The sequence below is a fragment of the Arcanobacterium wilhelmae genome (genome assembly GCF_029632765.1).
Taxonomy (GTDB): Bacteria; Actinomycetota; Actinomycetes; order Actinomycetales; family Actinomycetaceae; genus Arcanobacterium; species Arcanobacterium wilhelmae.
The window spans coordinates 1,670,192-1,681,696 of record NZ_CP121247.1 but is presented as its reverse complement, the minus strand read 5'-3'; the positions used below and the strand labels follow the sequence as shown (position 1 = coordinate 1,681,696).

The 11,505-nt window shown below is 63.3% G+C and carries 9 protein-coding genes; 7 read left to right on the top strand and 2 right to left on the bottom strand.

Features of this window, described 5'->3' with window-relative positions; genetic code table 11:
* Window positions 1-109 precede the first annotated feature (109 nt).
* Window positions 110-1,585: a hypothetical protein gene (locus P8A24_RS07505; RefSeq protein ID WP_278057985.1), complete on the top strand. Its 1,476-nt coding sequence runs from the start codon at window positions 110-112 to the stop codon at window positions 1,583-1,585.
* 113 nt (window positions 1,586-1,698) lie between these two features.
* Here the strand turns inward: P8A24_RS07505 and P8A24_RS07500 are convergent, their stop codons facing one another.
* Complete coding sequence (locus tag P8A24_RS07500) at window positions 1,699-2,640, bottom strand: alpha/beta hydrolase (protein ID WP_278057984.1); 942 nt, start codon at window positions 2,638-2,640, stop codon at window positions 1,699-1,701.
* A 242-nt stretch (window positions 2,641-2,882) separates the two neighbouring features.
* Here P8A24_RS07500 and P8A24_RS07495 point away from each other — a divergent pair, with 242 nt between their 5' ends.
* The gene (locus P8A24_RS07495) at window positions 2,883-4,529 is read left to right on the top strand and encodes a C40 family peptidase (protein ID WP_278057983.1); all 1,647 of its coding nucleotides are present in this window, start codon (window positions 2,883-2,885) and stop codon (window positions 4,527-4,529) included.
* A gap of 249 nt (window positions 4,530-4,778) precedes the next feature.
* On the opposite strand, the gene P8A24_RS07490 is transcribed toward P8A24_RS07495, so the two are convergent.
* Window positions 4,779-5,279: an inorganic diphosphatase gene (locus tag P8A24_RS07490; RefSeq protein ID WP_278057982.1), complete on the bottom strand. Its 501-nt coding sequence runs from the start codon at window positions 5,277-5,279 to the stop codon at window positions 4,779-4,781.
* Window positions 5,280-5,444: 165 nt separating this feature from the next.
* Between P8A24_RS07490 and dacB the strand changes: the two genes are divergently transcribed.
* The 5 genes from dacB to folE are packed head-to-tail and all read left to right on the top strand — an operon-like array spanning window position 5,445 to window position 11,497.
* Window positions 5,445-6,752 (top strand): D-alanyl-D-alanine carboxypeptidase/D-alanyl-D-alanine endopeptidase, encoded by a 1,308-nt coding sequence (dacB, locus tag P8A24_RS07485; RefSeq protein ID WP_278057981.1) that lies wholly within the window; start codon window positions 5,445-5,447, stop codon window positions 6,750-6,752.
* Window positions 6,753-6,777: 25 nt separating this feature from the next.
* Complete coding sequence (locus P8A24_RS07480; RefSeq protein WP_278057980.1) at window positions 6,778-7,635, top strand: zinc-dependent metalloprotease; 858 nt, start codon at window positions 6,778-6,780, stop codon at window positions 7,633-7,635.
* Complete coding sequence (gene tilS, locus P8A24_RS07475) at window positions 7,632-8,660, top strand: tRNA lysidine(34) synthetase TilS (protein WP_278057979.1); 1,029 nt, start codon at window positions 7,632-7,634, stop codon at window positions 8,658-8,660. The genes P8A24_RS07480 and tilS overlap by 4 nt, the downstream gene beginning before the upstream one ends.
* A gap of 49 nt (window positions 8,661-8,709) precedes the next feature.
* A complete protein-coding gene (gene ftsH / locus P8A24_RS07470) occupies window positions 8,710-10,935 on the top strand; it encodes an ATP-dependent zinc metalloprotease FtsH (protein ID WP_278057978.1) in 2,226 nt (741 codons plus the stop codon).
* Window positions 10,925-11,497 (top strand): GTP cyclohydrolase I FolE, encoded by a 573-nt coding sequence (folE, locus tag P8A24_RS07465; RefSeq protein WP_278057977.1) that lies wholly within the window; start codon window positions 10,925-10,927, stop codon window positions 11,495-11,497. The genes ftsH and folE overlap by 11 nt, the downstream gene beginning before the upstream one ends.
* The last annotated feature ends 8 nt before the right edge of the window (window positions 11,498-11,505 follow it).

Below are 11,505 nucleotides of genomic sequence, written 5' to 3'. Positions count from 1 at the left end.
ATGGGCAGTTTTCCACACATGGTGGCTCGAAACTGTCAAAAAATCGCGCTATTCTTGGGAATGGGTACGGGTAACGCTAGGGGTGCTAGCAGGATGAAAGGGTGGCACAGTGGCTGTATTTGCGCTTGAGAATGGGCGGCTGGTTTCTGCGCCGTCTCACCCACAGCTCAGCGCACAGGAGAATGCGCAGTTGCTTTCTGCTATCTCATCTGAGGCTGTGTCCTTGCTCGATCACGCGTTGTTTGAAGTGGGCTGGGTGAGCTCTGATGCTCGCAGCGGCTCCCAGGATTCCTTGATCGCCCTGGATCCTACTGGCCAGGTTGTGACGATCGAAGTGCACGATCTTCTCGATTCGGCGGGCCTCCTTGCGGCGCTTGCTCGTGCTGGCCGTCATAGTGATCTCACCCGAGCACGTATCGCCGCGCTTTTTGGTGGAGAGAGCGCGTTCACTACCGAGTTCCAGAACTTTATTGACACCACCCCGCCGGTCACCCGCGGCGGTCCGCGCCTGTTTTTGTTTGCCCGCGAGGTAGCGGAGGATGTGTTGGCACCGCTCGCGGCCCTCGGCGGTCAGGGTGTGGAGGCGAACCGGATTGTTCTTCACGACGGTGCGAACGGCCTGCTGGTGGAACTGGCGAAGATCGTGCGCGAGCCGCGCGGAATCCTCGCCCCCGCACGCAACGTTGTCCAAGTGGAGTCTGCACCTAGCGCTCCGGCGTCGTCGCAGAACGAGGAAATGGATGCCTCGAGCCCGTGGAACATTACGGGCTGGAACTCGGCGGATGTGCCGCGCCCGCCGCGTTACACACCCCCGGTGAAGGAAAAGCCTCTCTCTGAGGAAGAGAACCCGGTGCTCGCGGCGATGGAGAAGGAAGCGCCGAAGGATGTTCCGGAAATGGATCCGGAGGAGTTGGCGCAGTACGCGGCAGAAGAGTCGGGCGACGAGCGTACCGATACCGCGATCATGCTCGCTGAGCTGTCGCAGAGCCGGCCGGTGGAGGGCGAGGCGCACACTGCGCCTGCGTCGTCGGTGGCGGACGGAACCGATGATGCGGCCACCGCTGGATCGGAGCGCGACGAGCTCGGATACACCGAGGAGATCCCAGCTGGCCCACAGCTTGAGGCTCTCATGTACGAGGAAGCACGCCGTGCCGCGCTCCGCCCGGAGCAGCGCCTGTGGGATGATGCGGCACCAGCAACCGGCGAACACCAGATTTTTGATGAGGGAGCGTCCGCGCGGCACGCCGAGGAGGCTGTTGCTCGCGCTGCTGTGAAGCACCCGCATGGTTGGCGCCACGCGTTGCACGGGGATGATGCGTCGCAGGCACCGGAGGGGGATTCGCACGAGCTCCTTGCGCAGATTGCCCAGAAGGTTGGCGCGCCGGTGAATGTGCGCTGGTTCTCTCGCCGTCGCGGGATCGATGTGGCAATGCAGCTCACTGAGCAGGGAACGCTGCGCGGGGAAGATGGTGCTGAGTACGCCACTCCGCAGGCCGCTGCTGATGCCGTGGGTGCGGGGAAGTATCGCAACGCTTGGCTGGTGTGGCGCCTCGAATCCGGCGAGCGCCTCGCAGATTTCCTGTAGGGGTGTGGCGGCTGATTGGGTGCCGTTGTGCACGGATCGAAGCCGGACAAAGATCATCGCAAAACGGGGCGGCTACCCAAGGTAGCCGCCCCGTTCATGCTTTCCTGCTCTGTCTATTGTGCGGTGGCGACATAGGCGTTCACCCACGTGTTGATCTCGGCGATTGCGCGTTCACGGACATCGTCGTCGGAGAGAAGCACATCGTGGATTGCGCCGTCGAGTTTGACGAGCGTGACATGCGAACCGAGCCTGGGAAGGCGCTTCCAGATCTGTTCGACGTCGAGCACGATGTCGCAGCTCGCCGCCTGTTCGGGCGTGGGGGAGACGATTGCTGAGCGTGCCGATGTGAGAACGAGGGTTGGGCAGTCGATCCCCAGCCCGTTGGCCACTTCCTTGTGCCCCTCGGCGATTGCGCGGAGCCATCCCACGTAGATCGGGAACGACGGCGTGTGCCGGTATCGTGGATCGGGGTTCCAGCGGGCAAGGGTGGAGGTGTAGATGCCGGGATCTGGGATCTGCATCGATGTGGAGGGCGCCATTTTGTAGATCGCTTCGATGAGCGGGGAGCCTGCCACACGCGTGGAGGACCAGCCCTGGTATTCGAGCCATGGAGAGTTGAGGACGAGGCCGTCGAGGGCTTCGGGGTGGCGCGATGCCCAGAGTGATGCCGTGAGCCCGCCGGTGGAGTGTCCGTAGAGGATGAAGGGGATTTCGGTGCCGACTTCGGTGTGGATGACGTCGAGGGCTGCGTGGATGTCGTCGTCGTAGGCGGAGAGGTGTTCGATGTATCCCCATGTTTGCCCCTCGCGCCAGGAGCGTCCGTAGCGGCGCAGGTCGATTGCGTAGAAGGCGCCGCCAGCTTGGGCGACGGCGTCGGCGTGGGGGAGTTGGTAGAAGTAGTCGTTCCAGCCGTGGATGGCGAGGACGACGAAGCGCGGGTGTGGGATCGGCGATGACGGTCGTGTGAGGGTGGCGACGACGGGCCCGAAGTCGTCGTCGTGGAGGGGCAGGGTTGTGTGCACGTAGCCGTCGAGCATGTCGTTTTCCCACATCATGGAACTACTGTAGCGGGATTCGGCGTCGAAGAACTGAAAATTGCCCAATGTAACACTCGCGTTCGCGTCCAAAAGAGAGAAAACATTACTCGTGTGACAAGTGAGAATGAAGTGGATTGTGGGAAACCTGTTCCCTTTTGTAAAGAATTGTTATATTCTCGATTCTGGTTCAGATATTCGATCCGGCATGCCGGGTCAAGCGCACGCGCCGATGGCAGATCGGCGAACGGAGGAATTGTTACGTGAAACGTACAGTGAAATACGGGTTGCTGTCGTTGACCGCCTTCACGGTGGCCGCTAGTGGAATCCAGCTGGCAAGCGCCGATCCGACAACGGATGATCAAGTCCGCGATGCCCACGAGGCGCAGTCCCAGACGCAGAGCCAGCTGTCCGCCACTGAAAACGAGCTCGCGCAGCTCTCGGCGAAGTCGACGGAGCTCGAATCTGCGGCCGCGAAGGCCGAGGCTGAGTCGCTCCTTGCCGAAGGCGAGATGAATGCGGCAGTGAACGCCGCGATGGACGCACAGGATAAGGCGAACGCAGCAAAGGACGATGTGGCACGCGCTCGCACCGAGCTTGGAGCGGTCTCGAAGGCGATGTACCAAAACTCCGCGGCTGGCATCGAATCCTCCTACTACTTTATGGGAGCCGAATCGCTCGCAGACGCGCAGATTAAGGAGCGTGCGTTCGGCACCCTCGCCTCCCATGTGGATTCCACTGTTCAGCGTTTCCAGGCTCTCCTCGACGTGGCGCAAACTCTGCAAAAGAAGGCTGACGCCGCAGCGCAAGCAGCCACCGCCGTCGCCGATCGTGTCGGTTCCACAGCGGACGCAGCCCAGGCTGCGGCCGATGCCGCAAGCGCGCAGATGAAGGCAGCGTCGGACCGGCGCGCAGAGCTCGCCGCTGTCCTTGCCGCACAAAAGGGCACCACCGCTGAGATCGAGGCGAAGCGTCTCGATGAGCTTGAAGCCGAGCGCGTCGCAAAGTCGCAAGCCGCAGCCGCTGAAGTTGTTGCGCAAGCCCGCCTCACGAACGAGCAGAATGCTCAAGGCGCTGCCGATGAGGCGCGTCAGCAGGCGGCAGTCGATGCCGCCGCGTCGAAGGCGGCCGCCGATTCTGCTCAGGCGAGCGCAGATGCCGCTGCCAAGGCCGCACAAAACGCTGATTCTGTCACCAAGGCTCTGAAGGAAAAGGAGGCTGCTGAGGCGGCCGCCTTTGCGAAGGCCGTGCAGGAGAAGGCGCAGAAGGCAGCTGCAGAAAAGGCAGAACGCGACCGCCTCGCCCGTGAGGCCGCCGAGCGTGCCGCTGCTGAGAAGGCTGCTGCAGAGCGTGCCGCCGCCGAGAAGGCCGCCGCCGACGCTCGTGACCGTGCCGAGCGAGAGGCCGCAAAGAAGCGTGCCGCTGAGCGTGCGGCTGCTGAGAAAGCCGCCCGCGAGCGCATCCAACGTGACGCTGAGGCGAAGGCCGCCGCCCGCCGCGAAGCGGCGCAGAAGGTTGCAGCGCCGAAGCCCGCGCCGAAGCGATCCACGCCTGCTGCTTCCGCATCTGGCTCCGCCGTCGTGAACTACGCACGCCAGTTTGAGGGCGTGCCCTACGTGTGGGCGGGTACTTCGCCGACCAGAGGCTGGGACTGCGTGGGCTTCGTGTGGTACGTGTACCAGAAGTTCGGAATCACCACCCCGCGCCGCACCGGCTCGAATGTGAACCAGTTCTGGGGCGCCTACAAGCAGGTTCCGGCCTCGCAGGCACGCCCTGGCGACGTGCTGTGGTGGCCTGGCCATGTGGGCCTGTACACCGGAAACGGCATGCATATCGCAGCCTGGAACCCGTCGATGGGAACCCAAGAGCGTGCCGTATGGGGCAACCCGATCTACCTTCGCGTGGGATGATCGTCCGTCGATTTTTCATGCCAGGAGGCCCTGCTTTCGAGCAGGGCCTCCTGCTTGTGTTGCCGCATCGTCTCCCGTCCCCGGCGCAACTGCACGGGACGTGATCGGTCACGGCACAGCCACCCCGGATGCGCGCAATGCGGGAACGCGCCAGCATCGACCAGGGAATAAGGCAGTGGATTCCAGCAACTGAGCCTGAAAAAGGCGGGCAACCGACAGGTTGCCCGCCTTCACACGCAAAAAGTGCGCTCAGTGCTTGTTGTAGTAGCCGGTTTCCTCAGCGCGCTTGAACGAGCGCTCGATCTCAGCTTCTGCCTCCGCGCGGCCCACCCAATGGGCGCCCTCAACCGACTTACCCGGCTCGAGATCCTTGTACACCTCGAAGAAGTGCTGCACTTCCAGGCGGTGGAACTCCGAGACGTCGTCGATCTCGGTACGCCAGGACGCGCGCTGATCGCCGGTGGGCACGCACAGCACCTTGTCGTCTCCGCCAGCTTCGTCGCTCATGCGGAACATGCCCAGAGCGCGGCAACGGATCACGCAACCGGGGAAGGTTGATTCCTCGAGGAGAACGAGGGCGTCGAGCGGATCGCCGTCTTCGCCCAGGGTGCCATCGATAAAGCCGTAGTCGTCCGGGTAGCGGGTGGAGGTGAAGAGCATACGATCCAGGCGGATACGCCCGGTTTCGTGATCTACTTCGTACTTGTTGCGGTTCCCCTTGGGGATCTCAATCGTGACGTCGAACTCCATGGCGTTCCTTTACTCGATACGTATTGCTTCACGGAAATTGTAACGCGCATCTAGGCCCTGCGTCCCGCGTGTGCTCACTTTGTGCGCTCCTTCGCTTGCGCTGTTGTGCAGGTGTGACACTATTAAGGGGTGAAATCACGCGTCATTGTTACAGTTTGTGCTCTCGTGCTTGGTGGGTATGCAGTCGCCGACGCCTGGGATGTTGCCCCTGGTGTTTTGACGGTTGCTCCACTTGCTACGCCCGCGGCTCCCTACCCGACGCCGTCGGGGTTGGCTCCTGCCCGGGTTGAGGTTTCGTGGGTGCAGGCTGCGCCGTCGTCCTCCGACGTCGAGGGTGCGATGAACCGTTTCGTGAAGGATTCGCGTTTTTCGGGGCAGGCGTCGATCGTGGTCGCGGACCCGCTCACTGGGCAGACGATCGCGCAGTACCGTCCAACGGCCGCCACCACTCCGGCGTCGAACATGAAACTGGAAACGGCGCTTGCCGCGCTTGAAATACTCGGCCCGGATCGGACGTTCCCCACGAGCGCGTCGCTTGCTGGCGATACTCTCTACCTTGTGGGCGGGGGAGACGTCAACCTCGCTGATGGCAAAGGTGATCCGACGGCGACCGAGGGGCGTGCCTCCCTTCTGGAGCTTGCGAAAGCGACGGCGGCCGAGCTGACAAAGTCGGGCGCGAAGGAAGTCAAGTTCGCGGTTGATTCGACGTTGTTTGCTGGCCCGCTCTTCCACCAAGATATTGGTGCTGACGAGGGCCCGTTGTACATTATGGAGTCGCGTCCGCTCGCGGTGAATGAAGGACTGAAGAACGGTAAGCATGCGCCGGATCCAGATCTTGAAGCGGGGCGTGCATTTGCTCAGGCGCTTGCCGACGCCGGTGTGAAAGTTGGCGAACCGACGCGCGCTGCGGCCCCAGCCGATGCTCGCAAACTCGCCGAGGTTCGTTCGGCTCCGCTGCGTGATCTTGTGGAGACGATGCTCAAGCATTCGGATAACACGATTGCCGAAACTCTGGGGCGGCTTATCGCGATTGAGAAGGGGAAGCCTGCCACGTTTGCAGGCGCTGGCGAGGCAGTCAAAGAGTACCTGGTGGGGGCTGGGTTTGATGTGTCGGGTGCCGTGTTCTCTTCAGCTTCCGGGCTCTCAACTACCGATCGTCTCACCGCACGCCTGCAGTCCGAAATCATGCTCAAGGCGTGGGAGGATCCGAAACTTTCGGGTATCGGGCCGGGCCTGCCGGTGTCTGCGCTCGACGGCACGTTGGCCAGGCGCATGATCGACACGCCGCTGGCGGGTGTGGTTCGGGCAAAGACGGGCACGCTCGTTGAGGCGAATTCGCTCTCTGGCTACCTGCAGACGGCGAAGGGTCAGCCGCTCGTGTTTTCGATCCTGATCGATCACATTGAGGAAGGGAAATCGCCGGGCATGCGCGCGGTGATCGATTCGTTCCTGGCAGATTTGGCCGCACTGTAGGATGTGCGGGCGGTAACCTGGCCGTATGAAGACTTCCTGGTTATCTCGTCACGTTGCGCGTGTGGTGGCAGGGCCTGGCCCTGCCACCACTGAGGCTTCCGCTCGCGCGATCGCGGCCGATTTGCGCACCCAGGCGGCGCGTGCCCCGAAGATTGTGGAGCAGGTTGCTCACCTGGACGTGCCCGAGATTGCGGATGTGCAGGTTGAGGTTGTGAGCCGGCTGGGGTGGGTGAATCGCGCGCGCGACACCGCGGGGCGCCTCCTCACTCTCGCCGGCGAGCCGATGTCGGATCTTGCGCTCACCGCTCCGCTCGCGCTCGCAGCGCGTAAGGTCCTCGGCCAGTTCGATCCGTTCTCGCCGGTTCCTCGTCTGGCGCTGGTGGCCCCGAATATTGCCCAGTTCCAGGCCGCGTTTAACCTCGATCGGCGTGATCTTGCACTGTGGGTGAGCGTTCACGAGCTCACGCATGCGGCCCAGTTTGCTGTGGCGCCTTGGCTGGGTGACGTCGTGATCTCGCGCGGACGTGCTGCGTTTTCTGACAAAGCGGGCGCGATGGACGATCTGAGCGCCGTGATGTCGCTCCTGGAGGGGCATGCGCAGTATGTGATGAACGCGGTGCCGGCATCGGTGATCTCCTCACGCCGGCCGCTACAAAAAGCGCTCGCCACGCGCCGCTCGGCCACGGAAGGAATCGAGGCGAAGATCGGGAATTTCTTGGGGTTCAACGACAAACTCGCCCAGTATGAGCGCGGTGAGGCGTTTGTTGCGGCCGTGGTGGCCGAGGTTGGCCTCGAGGGTTTCAACAGGGTGTGGGAAAACCCGTTGCATCTTCCGCTCGGCGCCGAGCTTGATTCGCCTGATTTGTGGTTGGCTCGCGTATGAGTTTCCCTGCCCCGCAGCTGACGGCGGTCCGCCACGCCTGTGCTACCGCGCTTGAATACGCGGGCGCGGCCGTTGTTCTCGGCGTTTCTGGCGGTAGCGATTCGATGGCCCTCGCGGCCGGTATGCAGTGGGCCGCGGTCCGTGCGGGCCAGCGTGTGCTTGCCGTCGTTGTGGATCACGGCTTGCGTTGCGGGAGCGACGCCGAGGCTCGCGAAGTGGCTGAGTTCCTGCGCAAGGCGGGCCTGGAGGCACGCACAGTGAGCGTCGACGTCGGGGTCGGTGGCGGGCCTGAAGGCGCGGCTCGCGAGGCGCGTTACGCGGCGCTCGCGGCCGCCGCTCGCGAGGTGTGCCCGGAAAAACCGACTGTTTTCGTGGCGCACCACGCAAACGACCAGGCCGAAACCGTGCTCCTCGGGCTCACCCGCGGCTCGGGCGCAACCTCACTCGCAGGCATGCGCAGCGTGTCGAGCGTGCCGGGAGCGCCCGGCGTCGCGCTTATCCGTCCCTTGCTTCACTTGCGCAAACGCGAGCTCGAGGCTGCCGTCGAGGCTGCCGGCTGGCCCACGTGGGAAGACCCAACCAACGCGCTCGACGGTCCGTGGCGCACCGCCACCGGCGAGCCGCTCACGCGTGCCCGAATCCGGCACGAAATCCTGTCCGCCCTCGCTGAGCTCCCCGGCGACGTCGTCGGCGCGCTGGCTCGCACGGCCCGGCTCCTCGCCGACGACGCCGACGCTCTCGATACGTACGCAGCCCAGGCGCTCGCGGACGCGACGTGCGCTACCGGCGTCGTCGATGCGCGCGCGCTCACGGCGTATCCGCGGGCAGTACGAACCCGGGCCCTGCGTCTTGCCGCGCTCGCTGCCGGAGCTCGAGGCGGAGAACTGCGCTACGTGCATATCGACGCTCTCGATGCCCTCGTTACCGACCCTGCCGGCGGGAAAACTGTGGAACTCCCTGGCGCGCGTGCCACGAAGAAAGCTGGCCGCATCACGTTCTCACCTGCAGTTACGCTAATAAAGTAGCGCCTTCTTACGCTTTGGTTCCGTGAAGTAAAATAGAGTGGTTATTTCCATGATCACGGAGGAAAAATTGAGCGAGAACACCGGGCCCGAGGAGGCTGGACAGGGCAAGCAGCTGCCCGATCGCGAGGAGATTCGCAAGTCGAACCGCGAATACAACCGCTCCTCGAAGCGCAACAAGCACTCGATTTTCGGGCACCACGAGAAGCCGACAGATGAGGACGCGCCTGAGCTCACGAAGGAACAGGAAGAAGAGCAGCGCCGCAAGCAGCGCCGCACGTTCTGGGGTGCCGTGGTGATCATTGCGATGATCGCTGGTTCGCTCGTTTACTTCCTCAACCCGGGCGGCTACACCTCGGTGAAAACGTCCCAGGGCATCGAAATCCTGGAAAAGGGCGATATTAAGAACATCTCTGTTACGGATGGCTCGCAGGTTGTTCAGGTGCTACTGAATAAGGAAGTGGAGCCGGTTTCTCTCGAAGGCGATAAGGGCTCTGCGACCAAAAAAATCCAGTTCCAGTATATCGATCCGCAGGCCGAGCAGGTCTCTGGCCTGATCGAAAAAGCGAAGAGCACTAACGGCTACGATGCCACGGTTCCCGTGCAGTCGTTCCTCGGGTCGCTGATCTCGCTGATGTTCCCGATGCTCGTGATCGTGGCGCTGTTCTTCTGGCTCTTCCCGAAGATGCAGCAGGGCATGGGCCAATTCGGCAAGATCAAGGGCGACGGCGTGGAGTCCGATCTGCCGGAGATCACTTTCGCGGACGTTGCGGGAGAGGATGAAGCAGTCGAGGAGCTCGCCGAGATCAAGGAGTTCCTCGCCACGCCGGGCAAGTTCCGCAAGATGGGTGCGAAGATCCCGCGCGGTGTGCTTCTGTACGGCCCTCCGGGCACCGGTAAGACGCTGCTGGCGAAGGCTGTTGCGGGTGAGGCTGGCGTGCCGTTCTTCCATATTTCGGCCTCCGAGTTTGTTGAGATGTTCGTGGGTGTGGGTGCATCGCGCGTGCGCGATCTGTTCTCGAAGGCGAAGAAGCAGGCCCCGGCGATCATCTTTGTGGACGAAATCGACGCTGTTGGCCGTAACCGTGGCGCCGGAATTGGCGGCGGAAACGACGAACGCGAACAGACCTTGAACCAGCTCCTGGTAGAAATGGACGGTTTCGACGATCGCACCTCCGTGATCGTGATCGCCGCAACTAACCGTCCAGACGTGCTTGATCCGGCGCTCCTGCGCCCGGGGCGTTTCGATCGCCAGATTGCGGTGGATGCGCCCGATCTGGGTGGGCGACTTGAGATCTTGAAGGTTCACGCCAAGGGCAAGCCGATCGCCGAGGACGTCACGTTGGATGCGGTCGCTCGCCGCACCCCAGGCTTCTCGGGTGCGGATCTAGCGAACGTGCTCAACGAGGCGGCGTTGCTTGCGGCCCGCCGCGGCCACGAGAAAATCACGGAAGACGACGTGGACGAGGCAATCGACCGCGTGGTGGCCGGCCCGCAGCGCCGCACCCGCGTGATGAGCCCCGAGGATAAGCGGATGACGGCCTACCATGAGGGTGGCCACGCCGTTGCTGCTGCAGCCCTGAACCACACGGACCCGGTCACGAAGGTCACGATCCTTCCGCGCGGTCGCGCACTCGGCTACACGATGGTGATGCCGGCTGAGGATAAGTATTCGGTCTCGCGCAACGAGCTACTCGATCAGATGGTGTACGCGATGGGCGGGCGCCTCGCCGAAGAGATTGTGTTCCACGATCCGTCCACCGGCGCCTCGAACGACATCCAGAAGGCCACCTCGATCGCACGCAAGATGGTCACCGAATACGGCATGAGCTCGCGCGTGGGCGCGGTGCGTTTCACCCCGGACGAGTCCGATCCGATGACCCGCATGGGCGGAGGCTCGGGCCGCGATTACTCCGATTCCACGGCAGCAACGATCGATGCTGAGGTGCATCAGCTTCTCGAAACCGCCTCGCAAGAGGCCTGGGAAGTGATCATGAACAACCGTCACGTGCTCGATCGCCTGGCTGCTCGCCTCCTGGAGAAGGAAACGGTTCTCGAGGCCGAGCTGAAGGAAATCTTCGCAGATATCGTCAAGGCTCCGCCGCGCGATCAGTGGCTTTCGGCCGAGTCCCGCCCCGTCTCAGACCTGCCGCCGGTCGAAAACCCGGCACCGGCGTCGTCGGCGGAAGCCGAAGCGGAGGAAAAGCCCAAGGGTATCGGGCCGGTGGACGGTACGGTCGCGCCGGAGGCCACCCCGGAGGCGGGCGATGAGCGCTAAGTACGATGCCGCCGGCGTTGAGAAAGCCGTGCGTGAGCTCCTCATCGCGATCGGGGAAGATCCGGATCGCGATGGGCTCTCCGGCACGCCGCAGCGGATGGGCCGCGCCTACGCCGAGATCTTCGGCGGGCTCGGAACGGATCCGTCCGAGGTACTCGACACCGTGTTCGACATCGGCCACCAGGAACTCATCCTCGTCAAAGACATCCCGTTCTACTCAATGTGCGAACACCACCTGCTCCCCTTCCACGGGGTGGCACACGTGGGGTACATCCCTGGCGATAGTGGGCGAGTGACGGGCCTTTCTAAACTTGCGCGGCTCGTCGAGGGCTACGCGCGCCGGCCGCAGGTGCAAGAGCGGCTCACCACGCAGATCGCGCAAGCGCTCGTGGATCGGCTCGATGCCCGCGGAGTGATCGTGGTGATCGAGGCCGAGCACATGTGCATGACGATGCGTGGAGTCAAGAAACCCGGCTCAACCACCACCACGAGCGCGGTGCGCGGATGGCTCCGCGACGCCTCCGCGCGCGCAGAGGCCATGAGCCTGATCCAATCGAGGTAAATCGTGGA